Origin of the sequence: Streptomyces sp. NBC_00829, from assembly GCF_045161795.1 — a bacterium.
In the GTDB taxonomy this organism is placed as follows: domain Bacteria; phylum Actinomycetota; class Actinomycetes; order Streptomycetales; family Streptomycetaceae; genus Streptomyces.
The window spans coordinates 6,868,301-6,888,942 of the sequence record NZ_CP108867.1 but is presented as its reverse complement, the minus strand read 5'-3'; the positions used below and the strand labels follow the sequence as shown (position 1 = coordinate 6,888,942).

At 72.0% G+C, this 20,642-nt stretch carries 17 protein-coding genes; 10 read left to right on the top strand and 7 right to left on the bottom strand.

The features are described from left to right. Positions 1 to 104: 104 nt before the first annotated feature. The 5 genes from OG293_RS30850 to OG293_RS30830 all read left to right on the top strand — a co-directional run bounded on the left by OG293_RS30850 (position 105) and on the right by OG293_RS30830 (position 4,728). Positions 105 to 1,382, top strand: a complete 1,278-nt coding sequence (locus tag OG293_RS30850) for an MFS transporter (protein ID WP_406002045.1) — start codon at positions 105 to 107, stop codon at positions 1,380 to 1,382. A gap of 266 nt (positions 1,383 to 1,648) precedes the next feature. Next, positions 1,649 to 2,452 (top strand): putative hydro-lyase, encoded by an 804-nt coding sequence (locus tag OG293_RS30845; RefSeq protein WP_406003765.1) that lies wholly within the window; start codon positions 1,649 to 1,651, stop codon positions 2,450 to 2,452. A gap of 22 nt (positions 2,453 to 2,474) precedes the next feature. Continuing rightward, positions 2,475 to 3,239 (top strand): LamB/YcsF family protein, encoded by a 765-nt coding sequence (locus OG293_RS30840; protein WP_406002044.1) that lies wholly within the window; start codon positions 2,475 to 2,477, stop codon positions 3,237 to 3,239. Beyond that, positions 3,236 to 3,853: a 5-oxoprolinase subunit PxpB gene (pxpB, locus tag OG293_RS30835; RefSeq protein WP_406002043.1), complete on the top strand. Its 618-nt coding sequence runs from the start codon at positions 3,236 to 3,238 to the stop codon at positions 3,851 to 3,853. The genes OG293_RS30840 and pxpB overlap by 4 nt, the downstream gene beginning before the upstream one ends. Then, positions 3,850 to 4,728, top strand: coding sequence for a biotin-dependent carboxyltransferase family protein (locus tag OG293_RS30830; protein WP_406002042.1), 879 nt, complete (start codon positions 3,850 to 3,852; stop codon positions 4,726 to 4,728). Before pxpB ends, OG293_RS30830 begins: the two co-directional genes overlap by 4 nt. Before the next feature lie 7 nt (positions 4,729 to 4,735). Here OG293_RS30830 and OG293_RS30825 read toward each other — a convergent pair whose 3' ends face one another. The 6 genes from OG293_RS30825 to OG293_RS30800 form a co-directional block, all read right to left on the bottom strand. After that, on the bottom strand, positions 4,736 to 8,386 hold the full coding sequence (locus tag OG293_RS30825) for a hydantoinase B/oxoprolinase family protein (RefSeq protein ID WP_406002041.1): 3,651 nt from the start codon (positions 8,384 to 8,386) through the stop codon (positions 4,736 to 4,738). Further along, positions 8,383 to 9,375, bottom strand: coding sequence for an SGNH/GDSL hydrolase family protein (locus OG293_RS30820; RefSeq protein ID WP_406002040.1), 993 nt, complete (start codon positions 9,373 to 9,375; stop codon positions 8,383 to 8,385). Before OG293_RS30820 ends, OG293_RS30825 begins: the two co-directional genes overlap by 4 nt. Next, the gene (locus OG293_RS30815; protein ID WP_406002039.1) at positions 9,372 to 10,532 is read right to left on the bottom strand and encodes a glycosyltransferase; all 1,161 of its coding nucleotides are present in this window, start codon (positions 10,530 to 10,532) and stop codon (positions 9,372 to 9,374) included. Before OG293_RS30815 ends, OG293_RS30820 begins: the two co-directional genes overlap by 4 nt. Beyond that, the gene (locus OG293_RS30810) at positions 10,529 to 11,653 is read right to left on the bottom strand and encodes a glycosyltransferase family 4 protein (protein ID WP_406002038.1); all 1,125 of its coding nucleotides are present in this window, start codon (positions 11,651 to 11,653) and stop codon (positions 10,529 to 10,531) included. Before OG293_RS30810 ends, OG293_RS30815 begins: the two co-directional genes overlap by 4 nt. Before the next feature lie 105 nt (positions 11,654 to 11,758). Next, positions 11,759 to 13,177: a HEAT repeat domain-containing protein gene (locus OG293_RS30805; RefSeq protein WP_406002037.1), complete on the bottom strand. Its 1,419-nt coding sequence runs from the start codon at positions 13,175 to 13,177 to the stop codon at positions 11,759 to 11,761. A gap of 245 nt (positions 13,178 to 13,422) precedes the next feature. Next, positions 13,423 to 13,815, bottom strand: coding sequence for an ankyrin repeat domain-containing protein (locus tag OG293_RS30800; protein ID WP_406002036.1), 393 nt, complete (start codon positions 13,813 to 13,815; stop codon positions 13,423 to 13,425). Positions 13,816 to 14,114: 299 nt separating this feature from the next. Here OG293_RS30800 and OG293_RS30795 point away from each other — a divergent pair, with 299 nt between their 5' ends. Next, positions 14,115 to 14,309: a hypothetical protein gene (locus tag OG293_RS30795; protein ID WP_406002035.1), complete on the top strand. Its 195-nt coding sequence runs from the start codon at positions 14,115 to 14,117 to the stop codon at positions 14,307 to 14,309. Between the two features lie 46 nt (positions 14,310 to 14,355). After that, the gene (locus OG293_RS30790) at positions 14,356 to 15,918 is read left to right on the top strand and encodes a hypothetical protein (protein WP_406002034.1); all 1,563 of its coding nucleotides are present in this window, start codon (positions 14,356 to 14,358) and stop codon (positions 15,916 to 15,918) included. Positions 15,919 to 15,984: 66 nt separating this feature from the next. Here the strand turns inward: OG293_RS30790 and OG293_RS30785 are convergent, their stop codons facing one another. Then, positions 15,985 to 17,481: a PLP-dependent aminotransferase family protein gene (locus OG293_RS30785; protein ID WP_406002033.1), complete on the bottom strand. Its 1,497-nt coding sequence runs from the start codon at positions 17,479 to 17,481 to the stop codon at positions 15,985 to 15,987. A gap of 64 nt (positions 17,482 to 17,545) precedes the next feature. Here OG293_RS30785 and OG293_RS30780 point away from each other — a divergent pair, with 64 nt between their 5' ends. Genes OG293_RS30780 through OG293_RS30770 form a run of 3 tightly spaced genes read left to right on the top strand, consistent with a single transcriptional unit; the run spans position 17,546 to position 20,388 of the window. Next, on the top strand, positions 17,546 to 18,238 hold the full coding sequence (locus tag OG293_RS30780) for a YitT family protein (RefSeq protein WP_406002032.1): 693 nt from the start codon (positions 17,546 to 17,548) through the stop codon (positions 18,236 to 18,238). Continuing rightward, the gene (locus tag OG293_RS30775; protein ID WP_406002031.1) at positions 18,235 to 18,999 is read left to right on the top strand and encodes a glycerophosphodiester phosphodiesterase; all 765 of its coding nucleotides are present in this window, start codon (positions 18,235 to 18,237) and stop codon (positions 18,997 to 18,999) included. Before OG293_RS30780 ends, OG293_RS30775 begins: the two co-directional genes overlap by 4 nt. A 42-nt stretch (positions 19,000 to 19,041) precedes the next feature. Then, on the top strand, positions 19,042 to 20,388 hold the full coding sequence (locus tag OG293_RS30770; protein ID WP_406002030.1) for an MFS transporter: 1,347 nt from the start codon (positions 19,042 to 19,044) through the stop codon (positions 20,386 to 20,388). Positions 20,389 to 20,642: the final 254 nt, after the last annotated feature.

Here is a 20,642-nt window from a genome sequence, read left to right as displayed (position 1 = left end):
GCAAGAACGACCCGACAGGACTCTTGTCGGATCGTTCAACAATCCCCTACCTTGGCGTCACCGCAAGTTCCGGCAGCACCCTCCTCCCCCTCTGCGAGGTGCAGATGAGCACGACCCGGACACAGTCGAAACAGGGTGAAATCCCCGAGGACACCGGCGCGTTCGCCTGGCTGAAGGCGCTGGGCCCGCGCGGTCGCCGCGCCTTCGGCGGCGCATTCGGCGGGTACGCCCTGGACTCCTACGACTACTTCACGCTGCCGCTGAGCATGGTGGCGATCGCCGCCTACTTCGGTCTCGACAACGGACAAACGGGACTTCTCACTACTGTCACCCTGGTCGTGTCGGCGGTGGGCGGCGCGCTGGCCGGCGTTCTCGCCGACCGGGTGGGCCGGGTCAAGGCCCTGATGCTCACGGTGATCACCTATGCGGTGTTCACCGTGCTCTGCGGCTTCGCCCCCAACTACGAGACGCTGCTGGTCTTCCGGGCCCTGCAGGGCCTCGGCTTCGGCGGCGAGTGGGCCGTCGGCGCGATCCTTGTCGCGGAGTACGCGAGCGCCAAGCACCGCGGCCGGACCCTCGGCGCCGTCCAGAGCGCGTGGGCGGCGGGCTGGGCGCTCGCCGTCATCGTCTACACCCTGGTCTTCCAGTTCCTCGACGCGGACACCGCCTGGCGCGTGATGTTCTGGACGGGCGCGCTGCCCGCCCTGCTGGTGATCTACGTACGGCGCCATGTCAGCGACGCGCCCGAGGCCGCCGCCCAACGCAGTGAGAGCACCGAACGCGGCTCCTTCCTCGCGATCTTCAGGAAGGACCTGCTGCGCACCACGCTCTTCGCGACGCTGCTGTCCACCGGCGTCCAGGGCGGCTACTACACACTCGCCACGTGGGTGCCGACCTATCTCAAGACGGAGCGGGGGCTGACCGTCGTCGGCACCGGCGCATATCTCACCTTCCTGATTTCCGGCTCGTTCATCGGCTACCTCACCGGCGGATACCTCACCGACCGGATCGGGCGGAAGAAGAACATCGCGCTCTTCGCCGTGCTGTCGGCCATCGGGATCCTCGCGTACACGAACATCCCGTCCGGGGCGAACGGACTCCTGCTCGTCCTGGGCTTCCCCCTCGGCTTCTGCATGTCCGCGATCTTCAGCGGCTTCGGGTCCTTCCTGAGCGAGCTGTATCCGGCGGCCGTCCGCGGCACAGGGCAGGGCTTCACCTACAACTGCGGCCGCGGCGTGGGCGCGTTCCTGCCCACGCTGGTCGGTTTCCTTTCCGACAGCTGGGGTGTGGGCGGCGCGCTCGTCCTCGGCGCCTTCGGTTACGGACTGGCCGTGCTGGCGCTGCTCGGGCTGCCCGAGACGCGCGGCAAGGTGCTGACGTGACCACGGGCCGGGGCGTGAGCGCGGCGCTGGACCTGACCACGGGCCGGGGCGGGAGCACGGCGCTGGACCTGACCACGGGCCGGGGCGGGAGCACGGCGCTGGACCTGACCACGGGCCGGGGCGGGAGCACGGCGCTGGACCTGACCACGGGCCGGGGCGGGAGCACGGCGCTGGACCTGACCACGGGCCGGGGCGGGAGCACGGCGCTGGACCTGACCACGGGCCGGGGCGGGAGCACGGCGCTGGACCTGACCACGGCCAAGAACCTGGCCCCCGCCGAGGGCCTGGCCGCGGCCCGGAGGCTGACCGCGGCCGGGGCCCGCGAGCGGTTCCGGTCCGGGCTCAGCGTCCCGACCGCGGGGCTGGCCCCCGGCCGCACCCAGGCGAACCTGATCTCGGTCCCCGCGGACTGGGCCTACGACATGCTGCTGTTCTGCCAGCGCAACCCCAAGCCGTGCCCCGTGCTCGACGTCACCGATGCCGGTTCCTGGTCGACGCCGCTCGCCCCGGACGCCGATCTGCGGACCGATCTCCCCCTCTACCGGGTGTGGGAGCACGGCGAACTCGTCGACGAGCCGACGGACGTCCTGGGCCACTGGCGGGACGATCTGGTGTCGTTCCTGATCGGCTGCAGCTTCACCTTCGAGTGGGTGCTGTCCGGGGCCGGCGTCCCGATGCGCCACATCGATCAGGGCCGCAATGTACCGATGTACGTGACCGACCGGCTCTGCCGTCCCGCGGGACGGCTGCACGGGCCGATGGTGGTGTCAATGCGCCCCGTGCCGCCCGGGCATCTCGACACGGCGATCCGTCAGAGCGCCCTGATGCCCGCTGTGCACGGGGATCCGGTGCACATCGGAGACCCGGCCGGGCTCGGCATCGAGGACCTCAGCCGCCCCGACTTCGGCGATCCGGTGGACGCCGAGCCGGGCGACATCCCCGTGTTCTGGGCCTGCGGAGTCACCCCGCAGGCGGCGGTGACGGCGTCCCGGCCGCCGTTCGCCCTCACCCATGCGCCGGGTCGGATGTTCATCACGGACGCCCGCGACGAGCAGTACCGCGTGGCCTGACGAAGTGAAAGAGTGAGGGCACATGACCTGGGCGTCCATCGATCTCAACGCCGACCTCGGCGAAGGCTTCGGCCACTGGCGGCTGACCGACGACGAGCAACTGCTGTCGGTCGTCACGAGCGCCAATGTGGCCTGCGGCTTCCACGCCGGGGACGCGTCCACCATGCGGCGGGTCTGCGCCCTCGCCGCGGAGCGCTCGGTACGGATCGGCGCCCAGGTCTCGTACCGCGACCTGGCCGGCTTCGGACGGCGTTCCATGGACGTCCCGCCGGACGAACTGGCCGCCGAGACCGCCTACCAGATCGGCGCGCTGGAGGTTTTCGCCCGCGCGGCCGGGTCACGTGTCTCGTACGTCAAACCACACGGCGCGCTCTACAACCGGGTCGTCCACGACGAGGAGCAGGCGGCGGCCGTCGTCGAGGGCGTGCTGCTGTCCGGCGAGCGGCTGCCCCTGCTGGGACTGCCGGGTTCGAAGCTGCACACCTTGGCCGAGAAGGCCGGACTCCCCGTGATCACCGAGGCGTTCGCGGACCGTGCCTACACCGCGGAGGGCACGCTCGTGCCGCGCGGGCAGGAGGGCGCGGTGCTCGCCGATGCCTCCCAGGTCGTGGAGCGGTCCGTCAGCATGGCGCGGTTCGGGGTGATCACCTCACGCTGCGGGCGGTCGGTACCGGTGCGTGCACGATCCCTCTGTCTCCATGGCGACACCCCGGGGGCGGTCACGCTCGCCCGCCGGGTACGAGCGCGGTTGGAGGCCGCCGGGGTCCGTGTGGAGGCCTTCGTATGAGGGTCCTTCCGGTCGGCGACCGGGCGCTCCTCGTCGAGTTGGCGGACGGGGAGGAAGCCGGTGCGCTCCATGCCGAACTGCTGCGCAGGCGTGCCTCGGGCACGCTGCCCGCGATCCGGGAGATCGTGCCGGCCGCCCGGACGGTGCTGCTCGACGGAGTGGAGGAGCCCGGCCGGTTCGCCGACGAGCTGACCGGATGGGAGATTCCGCCGCTCCACGCGCGCGTGGAGGACGTCATCGAGGTGCCGGTGCGCTACGACGGGCCCGATCTGCCGGATGTCGCCGCCCTGTGGCAGGTGAGCGAGGAGGAGGTCGGCCGGATCCATTCGGCGGCCGAATTCCGGGTCGCCTTCTGCGGATTCGCGCCCGGCTTCGGCTATCTGACCGGGCTTCCGCAGCAGTACGCGGTGCCGCGACGGGCCACACCGCGCACCTCGGTCCCGGCCGGGGCGCTGGCGCTGGCCGGGCCGTACACCGGGGTGTATCCGCGTTCCTCGCCCGGGGGATGGCAGCTCATCGGGACGACCGGGAGGGTCCTGTGGGACCCGGCCCGGGAGCCCGCCGCGCTGCTCTCTCCGGGGGCACGGGTGCGCTTCGTTCCGGAGTGCCGATGACCGACCGGGCCTTCGCCGTCGTACGGGCCGGGGCGTTGACCACCGTGCAGGACCTGGGGCGGCCTGGGCACGCCCATCTCGGGGTGCCGCGCTCCGGCGCACTCGATCCGCCGGCCGCGCGGCTGGTCAACCGGCTGGTCGGCAACCCCCCGCAGGCGGCGGTTCTGGAGACGACGCTCAACGGCTGTGCCGTACGGCCGCGATGCGCGGTGACGGTGGCGACCGGCGGCGCGCCCTGCCCGGTGACCGTGGACGGGCGGCCCGCTGCCTGGGGGGCGGCGGTGCGGGTGCCCGCCGGGGCTCTGCTGGACATCGGGTCCGCGGCCTTCGGGGTGCGCAGCTATGTCGCGTTCGGCGGTGGTGTCGCCGTCGAACCGGTGCTGGGCAGCCGGTCCACGGATCTGCTGTCGGGCCTCGGCCCGGCGCCGCTGGCGGACGGCGCCGTGCTGCCGCTCGGCCCCACACCCCCCGCCCACGCGCGCGTGGATGCCGCGCCGCATCCCGCCCCACCCCGCGAGCTGGTGCTACGGGTACGGTACGGGCCGCGTGCCGACTGGTTCACGGACGCGGCGCTGCGCACGCTGACGCGGGGCGCCTACCGGGTGTCGTCGGCGAGCAATCGCATCGGTCTGCGGTCCGAAGGCCCGCCGCTGGAGCGTTCATCGACGGGCGAACTGCCGAGCGAGGGCATGGTGCTGGGAGCGGTCCAGGTGCCGCCGGACGGCTGTCCCGTGGTGTTTCTCGCCGACCATCCGACCACCGGCGGCTATCCGGTCGTGGCGGTCGCCGACGAGCGGGACCTCCCCGCGGCGGCGCAGGCGGTGCCCGGCACACCCATCCGCTTCGTCCCTGTCCGCGGACGTATCGGCGGCTAGGGCATCCCTAGAGGGCCGGATGTCCGTAGCCCCCTCCGCCGGGTGTGCTCATCACGAGCACGTCCCCGGGGCCGACGTCGACGGAGTCGACGCCGCGCAGGGGGGTGACGCTGCCGTCGGCCCGTTCGACGAGATTGCTGCCGAGCGCGCCCGGCAGCCCGCCGGCCATGCCGTACGGCGGGACCCGGCGATGCCCGGTGAGCAGCGCCACCGTCATGGGCTCAAGGAAGCGGATTCTGCGGACGACTCCCCTGCCGCCGTTCCAGCGTCCGCGCCCCGAACTGTCCTCGCGGACCGCGAAGGCGTCCACCCGCACCGGATAGCGCCACTCGAGCACTTCCGGGTCGGTCAGGCGGGAGTTGGTCATATGCGTCTGCACGGCGTCCGCGCCGTCGAAGCCGTCGCCCGCTCCGGAGCCGCTGGCCACGGTCTCGTAGTACTGCACACGGTCGTTGCCGAAGGTCAGATTGTTCATCGTGCCGGAACCTTCGGCCTGGACGCCGAGAGCCGCGTAGAGCGCCCCGGTCACGGCCTGGGAGGTCTCCACATTTCCCGCGACGGTCGCCGCCGGGTGGACGGGTGCGAGCATCGATCCGTCCGGCACCCGTACCTCCAGCGGCTCCAGGCAGCCGCTGTTGAGGGGGATGTCGTCGGCGACCAGTGTCCGGAAGACGTACAGGACCGCTGCCATGACCACGGACTTGGGCGCGTTGAAGTTCCCTGGCTGCTGCGGTGAGGTGCCGGTGAAGTCGATGACGGCGCTGCGCGCGTCGCGGTCCACGCTCAGGGCCACCTGGATGACCGCCCCGCCGTCGGTCTCGTACCGGCAGGAGCCGTCGCTGAGCCCGGCGACGATTCTGCGCACCGACTCCTCGGCGTTGTCCCGTACGTGCCGCATATAGGCCTGGACGACGGCGAGACCGAACTCGTCGACCATGCGGCGCAGTTCGGAGATCCCCTTCTCGTTCGCGGCGATCTGGGCACGGAGGTCGGCGATGTTGGTGTCGGGCGAGCGGGACGGATGGCGGGCGCCGGTCAGCAGGTCCCGGGTCTCGGCCTCACGCAGCCGCCCGTCGCGTACGAGCAGCCAGTTGTCGAAGAGCACACCCTCCTCGTCCACGGTGCGGCTGAAGGCGGGCATCGAGCCGGGGGTGATACCGCCGATCTCGGCGTGGTGGCCGCGCGAGGCGACCAGGAAGCGCAGCTCGTCCCCGTCGAACACGGGCGTCACGACCGTCACATCGGGCAGATGCGTCCCACCGTGGTACGGGTCGTTGATCGCGTACACATCGCCGGGCCGCATCGTCTTCTCGTTCCGCCGCAGAACCTCCTTGATCGACTCGCCCATGGAGCCGAGATGGACGGGGATGTGGGGGGCGTTGGCGATCAGGTTGCCGTGCGCGTCGAAGAGGGCGCAGGAGAAGTCGAGCCGCTCCTTGATGTTGACCGAGTGGGCAGTGTTCTCCAGGCGCACGCCCATCTGCTCGGCGATGGCCATGAAGAGGTTGTTGAACACCTCCAGCAGGACCGGATCGACGTCGGTGCCCACCGCCGCCCGGCCGGGACGGGGCCGTACGCGCGTCAGCAGCAGGTGTCCGCGCTCGTCGGCCGCGGCGCGCCAGCCGGGGTCGACGACGGTGGTGGCATCGGCCTCGGCGATGATCGCGGGCCCGTCCACCGTGTCGCCGGGGGGCAGATCCGCGCGCCGGTACAGCGGTGTTTCCCGCCGCTCTCCGTCCACGAACATCCGTACCCGGGCCCGCGGGGCGAACTCCCTGCCGTCCCCGCGCTGTTCGGTCCCCCCGGTCCCCCCGGTCTCCGGTGCCCCCTGGATCTCCTCGGTCTCCTCGCCGACGTATGTGCCGTGCTCCCCCGCCGTCCCCACCGCCTCGACGGACACGGCCTCGACCACGAGCGGCTTGTCCATGGTGAAGGCGTACCGGGCCTTGTGAGTCGTTTCGAATGCCTCCTTCATGGCGGTGGCCGTGTCCAGCTTCACCGCGAGGCCGGCGTCCGTGCCCGCGTAACGCAGGAGCACGCGCGCGTGCGCGGTGATCGCCGCGTCGGGGACGTTGTCGTCCCGCAATTCGGCGCGGGTGCGCTCGGCGAGCTCGTCACAGAGTGCCCGGACGTGGGTGAGCGCTTCGTCGTCCAGCTCCGCCTCGACGGACTGCTCGCGCATGGCGGTCGCGTCGGCGAGGCCGATGCCGTACGCGGACAGGACTCCCGCCAGCGGCGGCACGATCACGGTGTTGACGCCCAGCGCGTCGGCGACCGCGCAGGCGTGCTGACCCCCCGCGCCGCCGAAGGAGGTGAGGGCGTAGCGGGTGATGTCGTGTCCGCGCTGTACGGAGATCTTCTTGACCGCGTTGGCCATGTTGAGGACGGCGATCTCCAGGAATCCGGCCGCGACCTCCTCGGGGCTGCGCGGGGTGCCGCTCTCCTTGCGGACCTCGTCGGCGAGCGCGGCGAAGCGCTCGCGCACGGTGTCGGCGTCCAGGGGCTGATCGCCCTCGGGTCCGAAGACGGCGGGGAAGTGGCCGGGCTGGATGCGGCCGAGCATCACATTGGCGTCGGTGACGGTGAGCGGGCCGCCCTGGCGGTAGCAGGCGGGGCCGGGGACGGCGCCCGCGGAGTCGGGGCCCACCCGGTAGCGGCGGCCGTCGAAGTGGAGGACCGAGCCGCCGCCGGCCGCGACGGTGTGGATGTTCATCATCGGCGCGCGCATCCGCACCCCGGCGACCTGGGTGCCGAGCTCGCGCTCGAACTCTCCCGCGTAGTGCGACACATCGGTGGACGTACCGCCCATGTCGAAACCGATCACCCGGCCGAATCCGGCCTGTTCGGCGGTGCGTGCCATGCCGACGACGCCTCCGGCCGGCCCGGAGAGCACCGCGTCCTTGCCGCGGAAGTGGGCGGCCTCGCGCAGCCCTCCGTTGGACTGCATGAACATCAGTCGGATGCCGCCCAGTTCGGCCGCCACCTCGTCCACGTACCGGCGCAGGATCGGCGAGAGATAGGCGTCGACGACGGTGGTGTCGCCGCGCGGCACCAGCTTGATCAGCGGGCTGACCTCGTGGGAGCAGCTGACCTGGGTGAATCCGAGCGCGCGGGCCGCTTCGGCGATGCGGCGTTCGTGGTCCGGGTGGCGGTATCCGTGCATCAGCACGACGGCGGCGCTGCGGAAGCCGTCGGCGCGGGCGGCCTCCAACTGCTCCTTGACGGCGGCCAGATCCAGCGGCCGCACGATGTCGCCGTGCGCGTCGACACGTTCGGGGACCTCGATGACGCGCTCGTACACCGCCTCGGGCAGCACGATCCGGCGGTCGAAGAGCCGGGGCCGGTTCTGGTACGCGATGCGCAGCGCGTCCCGGAAGCCTTCGGTGATCACGAGCACGGTCGGCTCGCCGCGCCGTTCGAGCAGGGCGTTGGTGGCGACGGTGGTGCCCATCTTCACACTGTCGACGCGGTCGGCGGGGACCGGGTCGTCGGGACCGACACCGAGGAGGAGCCGAATCCCTGCGACGGCCGCGTCCTGGTTCCGCTCTGCATGGTGCGAGAGCAGTTTCCGGGTCACGAGCCGTCCGTCGGGACGTCTTCCCACGATGTCGGTGAAGGTGCCGCCACGGTCGATCCAGAATTCCCAGCGCCCGCTCATTCCCCCATTCTGGCAAGGGGAACGTCCAGTGACACGGCGGCGAGCGCCGCGAAGAGCGCGTGTTCGGCGCTCCGGTCCAGGCGTTCGCTGGTGCCGCGCGCCCAGTGCCGTACCTCCGCGCCGGCCAGCCTCAGCAGCTGAGGGAGCAGATCGGTGCAGCGCCGCGCCACCCATCCGGTGCCTGCGGTGGCGAGCCACAGCAAGGACGCGGTGCGCGTCGGCGCGGGCTGCTCGAGGGCGAGGGCGGGCGCGCTTCCGCGTGCCAGTCCCCGCTCGGCCAGCAGCTCGTGGAACCGGTGCGCGATCATCCGGTGGCCGCGCTCGCCCGGATGCAGCCGGTCGGCACTCCACATCTGCCGGTCGGCGACCCAGGGGCCCTCGGCGGCATGCAGATGTACGGCGCCGAAGCGGTCGGACAGGGCGTGGACGACCGTGTTGACGGCCCGCTGGCGCCGGGCGAGGGGACGGGCCAGCGGGAGGGGCAGTCCGAGCATGGTGCCGGGGTCGGGCAGACAGGCGGTCAGCAGGACCGTGCCCCGGGCGGACAGCCGGGCGCAGACGGAGTCGAGCTGCCGGGTGAGGTCCTCGATGTCGAAGGTGCAGCGGAGGGTGTCGTTGACGCCGACGAGTACGGACGCGATGTCGGGTTCGAACTCCAGCGCTTCGGGGGTCTGGAGTTCGGCGACATCCTGGGTCAGGGCGCCGCTGACGGCGAGCTTGCGGAACTCGGCGGGCGTCTCGCCGCCGATCGCTGCGGCGAGCAGGGTGGCCCAGCCGCGCCATCCGTCGCCGGTGCGGTCGCCGACCCCCTCGGTGAGGGAGTCGCCGAGAGCGGCGAAGCGGAAGGGGCGCGCGGGCGCACCGGCGGCGGGTTCGGGCCCGGTGCGGGGCCGGGAGCGTGCCCCGGCCTTGTATATCGCCGCTCGCGGCGGCCGGCTGCCCCGGTCGGCCTGCTCGTCCACCAACGCGGTCCCCGGGTCGGCCGTCACGCGGCCACCCCTTCTCCCGGTATCCGCTCCCGCACGGCCGGTGCCTCGTGCGCCGCCAGGAACGCGTCCACCGACCGCTGCCAGTCGAAGAGTTCCGCCCGTGCGCGCGCCGCCTCGCGGCGTTCCGTCTCCGGCCGGGCGAGCAGCTTCTCGACGGCGTCGGCGAAGTCCCGCGGGGTGTCGACGGCTGCCGCTCCGGCGTCACCCACGACCTCCGGCAGTGCCGACGAGGCGCTTGCGACGACCGGCGTGCCGCAGGCCAGGGCCTCCAGGGCCGAGAGGCCGAAGGTCTCGGCGGGGCCCGGCGCCAGGCAGATGTCCGCTGCTGCCTGGAGGTCGGCCACCGCGTCACGGTCGCCGACGTAGCCGAGGAAGACGGCGGGCAGGTTCTCCGTGCGGGCCCGGCGTGCCAGCGCGGCCCGCAGCGGTCCCTCGCCCGCGACCACCAGCGAGGCCCGTACACCGCGTGCCCGCAGCTCGGCGAGCGCGTCCAGGGCCATGCCGGGACGCTTCTCGACCGACAGCCGGGAGCAGAGCAGCAGCAGGACGTCGGCCCCGGCGGCGTACTTGGCACGCAGGACCGTGCTGCGACGGCCCGGCCGACAGCGGCGCAGATCGACACCGAGCGGCGCGCGTACGACGTTGCGCGCCCCGATGCGTACGAATTCCCGCTCCGCCCACTCCGTGGTGCACACGATGCGCGAGTACGCCCATGCCGTCCGGCGGTTGAGCCGGTCGGCGGCGCGGGCCGCGATGCCCTCCGAGAGCCCCCAGGTCTTGAGCACCCCGTCCGCCGTCTCGTGCGAGACCATCACCGAGGGGATGCGGTGGCGTCGTGCCCACTCACCGGTCCACCGCAGGGTGGTGCGGTCGGAGACCTCCAGCCGGTCGGGTTCGACGATCTCCAGGACGTCGCGCAGCCGGCGCCGGGCGGCCAGGACGCGGTAGCCGCCGGTGCCGGGCAGCTCGGGTCCCGGAAGGGTGATCACGCGGCCCTGGGGGGTGAGCTCGTCGCTCTCCACCTCTCCCGGCACGATGAGCACGGGCTCGTGTCCCGCTGCCGCATAGCCCTTGCCCAGTTCGCGCAGGGCGGTGCGCAGCCCGCCGGAGGCGGGGGTGACGAAATTCGCCAGCCGTACGATCCGCAGCGCACTCACGCGGCCACCGCCGTACGCGCGCCGAGTACCTCGGCGTAGTGGTCGAGGAGCAGATCCCCGATGACGGCCCAGGTCCTGCCTTCGACGGCCGCCCGTCCGGCGCGTCCGTAGGCGTCCCGAAGCCGCGGATCGGCCGCCAGTGTGGCGACGGCGGTGGTCACCGCGTCCACCGCGTGCGGCTCGACGAGCAGACCGGTGCGCCCCTGGTCGACCAGGTCGAGGGGGCCGCCCGCCGCGGGAGCGACGACCGGCACACCGCTGGCCATGGCCTCCTGCACGGTCTGACAGAAGGTCTCGTACGGGCCGGTGTGGGCGAAGACGTCCAGGGAGGCGAAGATCCGGGCGAGGTCGTCGCCGGTCCTGCGGCCGAGGAAGACGGCACCGGGCAGCGCGGTGCGCAGGGTGGGCTCGCTCGGCCCGTCGCCGACGACCACGACACGTACACCGGGCAGCGCGCAGGCCCCGGCGAGCAGCTCCACGTGCTTCTCGGGGGCGAGCCGACCCACGTAGCCGACGATCAGCTCGCCGTTCGGGGCAAGCTCGCGGCGCAGTGTCCCGTCGCGCAGCTCCGGCCGAAAACGGGCGGTGTCCACGCCGCGCGGCCACAGCCGTACCCGCTCGACCCCGTGCTCCTCCAGATCGCGCAGGGCGGCGCTGGAGGGCGCCAGCGTACGGTCCGCCGCGCTGTGGACCGTACGGATGCGCCGCCACGCGGCACCCTCGCCCGCGCCCACATAGGTGCGGGCATAGCCGGCGAGGTCGGTCTGGTAGACGGCGACCGCGGGCAGACCGAGCCGAGCCGCGGCTGCCATGCCGCGCACGCCGAGTACGAACGGGCTGGCCAGGTGGACGAGGTCGGCCCGGTGGGCGGCGATGGCCGCCGCGACGCGGCGGCTGGGGAGGGCGACCCGTACTTGGGGATATCCGGGCAGGGGCAGGGAGGGGACGCGCACCACGGGGCAGGGTGCGGTTCGGTCGGAGTCGTCGGCCCCGGCGACTGCCGGGGCTATGACGAGCGGGTCATGACCGCGCGCGGCGAGGTGCCGGGCGGTCTGCAGGGCGCAGTGCGCCACACCATTGACGTCTGGCGGAAAGGATTCGGTGACGATGACGACTCGCATACCCGTGTTGTCGTCGGGCCCGGAGTGGCTGCGACAACGTGGATCTGTCCGCCCGGGAAACGTCCCATGAGCGTTTGTGGCCGCGGGCCTCCCGCGCCCCGAATGTCATATCGCGGGCATATCCGGGCCGATTCTGCTGCGAACGGCGGTTTGCACCTCGGCCTCCTCGGCCGGGTCAGCGGCCAGCCGGCGCAGTCGCTCGGCGACGCGGACGTCACCGGTCTCGGCGTGGAGCGCGGCCACTTCCCGGGTGGTCTCCTCGCAGTCCCACAGGCATTCGACGGCGAATCCGGTGCGGAAGGAGGAGTCGGTGGCGGCGAGCGCGCGGGCCGCGCGCCCGCGCAGCTGCGAGGAGGCGGTCTCCCGGTACACATGGCGCAGCACTGGTGCGGCGCAGCCGATTCCCAGCCGTCCGGCACCGTCGACGAGTGTCCACAGCAGGGGGGCGTCGGGTCCGTCGGCGCGGACCGCCTCACGCAGCGCGCCGAGGACCAGTGTGGCGTCCTTGGCCGAGCCGCGGCAGGCGAGCACGCCCGCCGCCGACGCTCCGAGCGCGTCGGGCCGGTGGACCCAGCCGCGTGCCCGGTCGACGGCCTCGTCGCCGCACATCCGCTCGAAAGCGGCGACGGCGGCGTCGGCGACCGTACGGGAGCCGCCCGACACGGCGGCCTCGATCAGGTCGAGCACAACGGGGTCGCATGACTCGGCGAGGTAGTGCAGCGCCGCGCAGCGGGCTCCTTCGGAGCCCTGGCGTGCGGCCTCGACGATGGCGGGCCGGTCCTCGGGGCCCGCTACGGCCGACAGGCACCGGGCGGCCGGCACGTGGAGGGCGCTGCCGCGCTCCACCGCCTGGTCGGCCCAGTCGAAGACGGCCTGGACGCTCCATCCGGGGCGGGGCCCGGTGGGCCGTAGCTGGCGCTGCCAGCGGTCGAAGGAGCCGGCTTCCTGGGCGGCGCGCACCCGCGCGCCGATCGCCTCGCGCCCGTCCTCGGCCCACAGCCGCCAGGGCCGTGGTTCGAAGGCGTCGCGGATGGTGGTGGCCAGTTCGGCGTTGCCTTCCGGGGTCGCCGGAAACCGGGCGAGGACGGCGGGGGCGAGGGCGCGCAGACCCGAGTCGTTGTCGCGCAGGGCGAGCTCGTCGAGGGCCCAGGCCCAGTTGGCACCGTTGGTGGCGTAGCGCCTCAGCAGGGACAGGGCGTCGCCCCGCCCGTAGGAGGCGAGATGCCCGAGCACCGCGAGCGCGAGGCCGGTCCTGGCCTCGTCGGTGTCGAGGTGGTCGTCGGTATCGCAGAGGTGCCGCTCGATCTCCTGCAGACTGCCGTGGAGGTCCAGGTAGAGGCGCGCGTAGTACAGCGAGCGGTTCTCGGCCTGCCAGTCGTGGCGGGGGTCGTTCAGTACGCAGTGGTTGAGCGCGGCGAGCGCTTCGGCGCGCGGCGCCGCGAGCGCGTGCAGCGTGCCGTCGCCGCGGCCCCTCTGCAGCAGGCCGAGGAGCGTGCCGCTCGGCGCTATGACTGGATCGAACATGGGAAAAGCCTCACATCAAGCTGTCGACGCAACCGGGGAGTGGAGATGCCTAGGCCGCGCAGCAACATGTAGGGCCGCCCGTCGTCTTCCGCTTGCTGTAGACCATCTTCCTCTGCCTCTCGTCGGTGGCCCCCGGGGAACTCCCGGATGAAGTCCGGGGTAGGGCCCGACGTCATGATGACCCACCCATTTCGCCACCGCGACCACATTTACGGCGTCCCTCCCAACAGCCTCTCGGCAGCCGCTCAATGGCCGCCGAACAGCTCCAGGACGTCCGTCTTCCCAAACATCTGCGCGGTATCCACGGCCGACGGCGTGCCCGCTTTCGGGTCGGCACCGCCGGCGAGGAGTACACGGATCACGGCGTCCTCGCCCTTGAACACGGCGCCGGCGAGCGGGGTCTGGCCGCGGTCGTTGGCGCGGTCCGGCTGGGCGCCGCGGGCGAGGAGCGCCTCCACGGCCGGGGCGTGCCCGTGGTAGGCGGCGAGCATGACGAGAGTGTCGCCGCGGTCGTTGGTGAGGTTCGCCGGGACACCGGCGTCGAGGTAAGCGGCGAGCGCCTCGGTCTCCCCCTGACGCGCCAGGTCGAAGACCCTGGTGGCGAGTTCGATCACCTCGGGATCCGGGGCTTCGCTCATCGGAGGGACCGCCTTTCACTGTGTTGACCTGGGGCGCACGGCAACAGCCGCCGTACGAGTGAATCGACAGGGTACTGCCCGCGCACCGACATGACGCGGCCCCTCCGCGGCAATGGATGACCGCGAGGGAGGCACTGTGACGTGCAACCGCGCAGTGTGCCCCCTGGCGGGCGGCAGAACGTGCTCCGGTGCAGTGAAAACCCAAGATTTTCACCCATTTGCACCTTTTATCACATACATACTTCCTGTGAGCATGGAAGTACTCATGGTGACTGTCCCCTCAACCAGGAGAACCCCTCATGATCCTCTCCATCTCAGGCGTGGTGCTGCTCGCGATCATCGTCTTCCTCTTCTGCAGGAAGGACGGCCTCAAGGCGTCCCACGCGATCACCTGCTCGCTCTTCGGCTTCTTCATCTCGGGCACGGCCATCGCCCCCAGCATCAAGGCGGGCAGCGCGAGCCTCGCCAGCCTCCTGGGCGGGATCAAATTCTGACGCCCCAGGCCCCACCCAGCACCTTCCGCACCTTCAGGAGACCGATGTGGCCCGGCGACCACTCCCCCGCATTCTCAGCAGCGGCAGCGCGCAGATCGCCCGGAGCCGCGAGATCGCGCGCACGGCCGCCGACAGCGCCACGGACGTCCTCCATCCGCTGATCACCATCACACGTGGCCTGCGGCAGCTGGCCGCCGTGGCCCGGCTCAAGTGGGCCGCCACTCCCAAGGAACGGCGTGGAGCCACACTGTTCCTGGCGGCGGCCTGCCTCCTGGTGGTCGCGCTCATCCCGTACGGGCCGCTGGCCGCCCTGATCACGGTGATGGCCGCGGCCGCCTGGAAGGGCCGGGTCCGCACGCCCGCGAAGACCGGCCCGGACGAGGCGGAGACCGGGCGGCTCCAGGCTCTCTACGAGGCACTCGTGCCGTACTTCTCCGTCGCCGAGGACCCGGCTCCGCTCTTCGCCCACGGCGGCGACTGGAGCAAGACGTTCAGCGACTACGAGTTCGACGCCAACGGCCGGATCACCCGGCTGCAGGTCGCCTACCCGGCGTACTTCACCGACGGCGAGGCCGAGTCCCGGTCCCGGATCGAGCATCTGCTGCACGCCAAGTCCGGGCGTGGCCGCGAGTATCTCTTCACCTGGGACGAGGAGGGCAACCGGCTCGTGATGAGCGTGCTGCCCGCCCTTCCCACCTCCATCGCCGCCCAGCGCTTTGTCACCGCCCCCGGCGAGACCGTGCTGGGCTTCACGGATCCCGACGCGGTGCAGCGCACCGTGCCGGTGGCCCAGGGCGAGGAGACCCGGGACGCGCCGCCGGTCGTCTGGCGGACGGGACCGCGCTCCACCGAGCCGCATCTGCTGGCCGTCGGCGAACCCGGCTGCGGCACCACGACATTCCTGCGATCGATCGCTCTCCAGGCCCTGCAGCACGGAGACGTAGTGATCGTGGAGGGCAGCGGAACCGGGGAGTACGCCTGTCTGACGGGGCGCGCGGGCGTCCTGGCCGTCGAGAGCGGGCTGGCCGGCGCACTGGCGAGCCTGGAGTGGGCGGCGCACGAGACCGAGCGGCGGCTGCTCGCGGCGAACCGCGCCCGGCAGGCCGGCCATCCCGTCCCCGACGACACCAGGCGACCGCTCTGGCTCCTCCTGGACCGGCCGAGCATCTTCGGCCACCTGGCCGCCGCGGACGGGCACACCGACCCGCAGCAACTGCTCCAGGTGCCCCTGCGTCACGGCAGGGCGGCACAGGTCACGGTGGTCGTGGCGGAGCAGTTCGACAGCCTCGACGCGCTCAGCGAGAGCGTACGGACGCACACCCGCGCCCGCGTGGTACTCGGGCCGGCCACGTTCGAGCAGGTCGAGTCCGTGCTCGGTCTCGCCCCGCACACCACGCCGACGCCCGACGTCCCGCCGGGCCGCGGCTACGCCCGGCTCGGGACGGGCCCGGTGCTCAGGCTTCAGGTGCCGGCGACCCCGGACCCGTACGACGAGGCGACGAGCGAGGCGCACCGCAAGGCCGTACTGGACCTGCTGCCGGAGCCGCAGGAAGCGGCCGAGCACGCACCGAAGGAAGCCGTGCCCGATCCCGTGGCGGCCGAGAGCTGACGCCGGGCGCACCGTCCCATGCGCCCGGCACAGGCGTCCCGCACACAGGCGCGCAGCGCCCAGGCGTCAGGCGACGAACGTCCTCGGGGCTTCCGTGCCGGTGGTCGCGCCCGTCGCCACGAGCCGCGCCGCCGCGGCCAGCCGGGCCGCCGCCTCGTCGGCGACCGGACCGCCGACGGTGAACGGCAGCCGCACATAGCCCTCGAAGGCTCCATCGACGCCGAAGCGGGGTCCGGACGGCACGCGCACACCCACCCGTTCGCCGACCTCGGCGAGCCGGGAACCGGAGAGTCCGCCGGTGCGCACCCAGAGGGTCAGCCCGCCGCTCGGCACGTCGAACTCCCAGTCGGGCAGCTCCCTGCGCAGTGCGCCGACCAGTGCGTCACGGTTCTCCCGCGCCTGGGCCCGCCGGATGGCAACGGCCTCCTCCCAGCCCCCGGTCCGCATGAGCCAGTTGACGGCGAGCTGTTCCAGCACGGGTGTTCCCAGGTCGGCGTACGCGCGGGCCGCGACCAGTGAGCGGATCACGTCCGGCGCCGCCCGCACCCACCCGATGCGCATTCCGGCCCAGAAGGCCTTGCTGGCCGAGCCGACGGTCAGCACGTTGCTGCCCGCCGGGTCGAAGGCGCAGACGGGCCGTGGCATGTCGACGTCGTCCAGGTGGAGCTCGGTCATGGTCTCGTCGACGACGAGGACCGTGCCCGCCGAGCGTGCCGCGTCGACGAGGCGCCGGCGCTGGTCCTCGTCGGCCAGCGCGCCCGTCGGGTTGTGGAAGTCGGCCACCACATAGGCGAGCCGGGGCGCCGCGTCGCGCAGCACCTGCCGCCAGCGCGGCAGATCCCAGCCGGTCAGCCCCTCGGCCATCGCCACGGGGACGAGGCGTGCGCCCGCCTCGCGCATCAGCTGAAGGATGTTGGCGTACGAAGGCGACTCGACGGCGATGCGCTCGCCGCGGCCGGCGAAGAGATGACAGATGGCGTCGATCGCGCCCATCGCGCCGGTGGTCACCATGATCTGCTCGGGCATGGTGGGGATGCCGCGCTCGGTGTAGCGGTCGGCGAGCATCTGGCGCAGGGCGGGCAGGCCCGCGGGGTAGTCGCCGTGGGTGTGGGCGTACGGCGGCAGCTCTTCCAGTGCGCCCTGTACACCCCGGGTGAGCCAGGGCTCGGGCGCGGGCAGGGCCGCACAGCCGAGGTCGATCATGGAGCCGAGCGACTCGGGCGGCAGGGGTTCGAGGCCGCGGGCCGGCAGCGGGTTCCCCGCGGGCACGGCGGTCCAGCTGCCCGCGCCCCTGCGGGACTCCAGGAAGCCTTCGGCGCGCAGCGCCTCGTAGGCCGCGGCGACCGTGGTGCGGCTGACGGAGAGGGAGAGCGCGAGCTCCCGCTCGGCGGGCAGCCGCGCGGCGACGGGGACACGGCCTTCGAGGACGAGCAGCCGGATGCCGTCGGCCAGCGCGCGGTAGGCGGGCGGCTTGCGATTGCCGGGCCCGGCGGGGCGGGGCTGCTGGGAGGTGAGCTGCCGGGCGAGCTGAGCCGCCCCCACCGCAGAGGTCCACTGCGTCATGGAAGTCAGTCCACCTTCCTTGAATTGGCCATGGTTGATGTCTGTTCCGTAGCCACAGAGTGTCATGCGCCAGTCCACAACCTCCAGAGGGGGGCGTCAAGTGACCGCCGTGTCCACTCATCTCACCCGCAGACTGCTCCAGCTGTACGCCGGTCTGGCGCTGTACGGAGTGAGCTCGGCGCTCCTGGTGCGCGGGGGGCTGGGGCTCGAACCGTGGGGGGTGCTTCATCAGGGCCTGGCCGAGCGGACGGGGCTGACGATCGGTGTGGTCTCCATCATCGTCGGCGCGGTGGTACTCCTCCTCTGGATCCCGCTCCGGCAGCGGCCGGGGCTCGGCACGGTCTCCAATGTCTTCGTGATCGGCATCGCGATGGACGGCACGCTGGCCGTGGTGCCCGACGCGCACGGGCTCGGGGTGCAGACGGTGGTGCTGGCCGGGGGCATCGTCCTCAACGGCGTGGCGACCGGTCTCTACATCGCGGCGCGCTTCGGCCCCGGCCCGCGTGACGGTCTGATGACGGGGCTGCACCGGCTGACGGGCCGCTCGATCCGGCTGGTCCGTACGGCCATCGAGGTGGCGGTGGTGGCCACCGGCTTCGTCCTCGGCGGCTCGGTGGGCGTCGGCACGGTGGCGTACGCCCTGGCGATCGGTCCGCTGGCGCAGCTCTTCCTGCGGGTCTTCGCCATCTCGGATGAGGGCGGCGGCAGCACGGTTGTCGCCACGGGGACACCCGGGCAGGCGATACTGCGGCGGTGACCCGTGTACTCCACCCTTACCTGGACCATCCCTTCACACTCGCCTTCGCCCACCGCGGCGGCGCTGCCGAGGGGATCGAGAACACCGCGGCGGCCTTCCGGCGAGCCGCCGGCCTCGGCTACCGCTACTTCGAGACCGACGTCCACACGAGCGCGGACGGCCGCCTCGTCGCCTTCCACGACACGACGCTGGACCGGGTGACGGACGCCAACGGCAAGATCGCCGCGCTGCCCTGGAGCGAGATCCAGCAGGCCAGAGTCGGCGGCAAGGAGCCGCTGGCCCTGTTCGAGGAGTTGCTGGAGGAGTTCCCCGAGGCCCGTTGGAACGTCGACCTCAAGGCGGAGTCCGCACTCGTCCCGCTCATCGATCTGATCCGCCGCGCCGGTGCGTGGGAGCGGGTGTGCGTCGGCTCGTTCTCGGAGGGGCGGGTGGCCAGAGCGATGCGCCTGGCGGGTCCGCGGCTCGCGACGTCCTACGGTGTGCGGGGCGTGCTGAGCCTGCGGCTGCGCTCGTTCGGCATCCCCGCGGCGCTCCGGGCGGGGGCGGTGTGCGCGCAGGTTCCCGAGTCGCAGAGCGGCATCCGGGTGGTGGACCGCCGCTTTGTTCAGGCGGCCCACGCGAGGGGTCTGCAGGTCCATGTCTGGACCGTGAACGACGCGGAACGGATGGCCGCGCTCCTGGATCTCGGAGTGGATGGCATCATGACCGATCATCTGGAGACGTTGCGCACGGTACTGACCGACCGGGGAGTCTGGGTCTGAACCCCGCGCGTCTGCACAACGGGACGAGCGAGGGGGCGCGGAGTGACGGCCGACACCGCGGACCGGACGACCGGGACGAACGAGCGCAGACGCGAGCAGCATGGCTGGTATTTCTACGACTTCGCCTGCTCCGTCTACTCCACCAGCGTGCTGACAGTCTTCCTCGGGCCCTATCTCACCGCGGTGGCGAAGGCCGCCGCGGACGCCGAGGGCTATGTGCACCCGCTGGGCATACCGGTGCGGGCGGGCTCTGTCTTCGCGTACGCCGTGTCGATATCGGTGGTGGTCGCCGTCCTGGTGATGCCGCTGGCCGGCGCGGCCGCGGACCGCACCGGGCGCAAGAAGCCCCTGCTCGCCGCCGCCGCGTATACCGGGGCCGCCGCGACGGCGGGAATGTTCTTCCTCGACGGTGATCGCTACCTGCTGGGCGTGTTCCTGCTGATCGTCGCGAACGCCTCACTGTCGGTGTCGATGGTCCTGTACAACGCCTATCTGCCGCAGATCGCCGAACCGGACGAACGCGACACGGTCTCGTCCCGCGGCTGGGCCTTCGGCTACACCTCCGGCGCTCTGGTGCTGGTGCTCAATCTGGTCCTGTACACCGGCCACGAGTCGTTCGGCCTCTCGGAATCGGCGGCTGTACGGATCTGTCTGGCCTCGGCGGGCGTGTGGTGGGGCGCGTTCACGCTGGTGCCGCTGCGCCGGCTGCGGGACCGAAAGGTCGCCCCCAGCGGCGAGGGGTCGGTCGGATCCGGATGGCGTCAGCTGACGGCGACGCTGCGGGACATGCGCCGCCACCCGCTGACGCTGTCGTTCCTGCTGGCCTACCTGATCTACAACGACGGGGTCCAGACGGTGATCTCGCAGGCGTCGGTCTACGGCTCCGAGGAGCTGGGCCTCGATCAGACGACTCTGATCACGGCGGTGCTCCTGGTACAGGTGCTCGCGGTGGTCGGCGCTCTGGGAATGGGCCGACTGGCCAGAACCCATGGGGCCAAGCGGACGATTCTCGCGTCGCTCGCGGTCTGGACGCTGATTCTGGCGGCGGGCTACTTCCTGCCTGCCGGGGCTCCGGTCTGGTTCTTCGCGCTGGCCGGGGCGATCGGGCTGGTTCTGGGCGGCAGCCAGGCCCTGTCGAGGTCGCTGTTCTCACATCTGGTGCCACACGGCAAGGAGGCGGAGTACTTCTCCGCGTACGAGATGAGCGACCGCGGACTGAGCTGGCTGGGGCCGCTCGTGTTCGGGCTCGCATACCAGCTGACCGGCAGTTATCGGGATGCGATCATCTCTTTGGTGGTCTTCTTCGCGCTCGGATTCGTCCTGCTCGCGCGGGTCCCGGTCAGGCGAGCGGTGGCCGCCGCGGGCAACCCCGTGCCGGAACGGATTTAGACGTTGAAGTGAAAGGCCGGTAGTGTACGCCTTTGGCCTGCCAGGCGGACCGTTACTGCGTGCTGAAGAAGTGAAATCGCTGGGTGACACTTCCTGTCAGATGTGACAAACCGGGCACTGGTGGGTACCCAAACCCAGGAAAAGCAGCGGCACGACGGGCGACGCATGACCCGGAACGGGAATCTTTACCGCCGACCGGACGTTGACCGGATGACGACGACAGCGACACATGTCCTGTGGGCGACAAGCCCGGG

Coding starts and splice junctions, on each gene's coding strand:
- OG293_RS30850 (WP_406002045.1), top strand. CDS start 105: ATGAGCACGACCCGGACACAGTCGAAACAGGGTGAAATCCCCGAGGAC.
- OG293_RS30840 (WP_406002044.1), top strand. CDS start 2,475: ATGACCTGGGCGTCCATCGATCTCAACGCCGACCTCGGCGAAGGCTTC.
- pxpB (WP_406002043.1), top strand. CDS start 3,236: ATGAGGGTCCTTCCGGTCGGCGACCGGGCGCTCCTCGTCGAGTTGGCG.
- OG293_RS30830 (WP_406002042.1), top strand. CDS start 3,850: ATGACCGACCGGGCCTTCGCCGTCGTACGGGCCGGGGCGTTGACCACC.
- OG293_RS30825 (WP_406002041.1), bottom strand. CDS start 8,386: ATGAGCGGGCGCTGGGAATTCTGGATCGACCGTGGCGGCACCTTCACC.
- OG293_RS30810 (WP_406002038.1), bottom strand. CDS start 11,653: ATGCGAGTCGTCATCGTCACCGAATCCTTTCCGCCAGACGTCAATGGT.
- OG293_RS30805 (WP_406002037.1), bottom strand. CDS start 13,177: ATGTTCGATCCAGTCATAGCGCCGAGCGGCACGCTCCTCGGCCTGCTG.
- OG293_RS30800 (WP_406002036.1), bottom strand. CDS start 13,815: ATGAGCGAAGCCCCGGATCCCGAGGTGATCGAACTCGCCACCAGGGTC.
- OG293_RS30795 (WP_406002035.1), top strand. CDS start 14,115: ATGATCCTCTCCATCTCAGGCGTGGTGCTGCTCGCGATCATCGTCTTC.
- OG293_RS30785 (WP_406002033.1), bottom strand. CDS start 17,481: ATGACGCAGTGGACCTCTGCGGTGGGGGCGGCTCAGCTCGCCCGGCAG.
- OG293_RS30780 (WP_406002032.1), top strand. CDS start 17,546: ATGCGCCAGTCCACAACCTCCAGAGGGGGGCGTCAAGTGACCGCCGTG.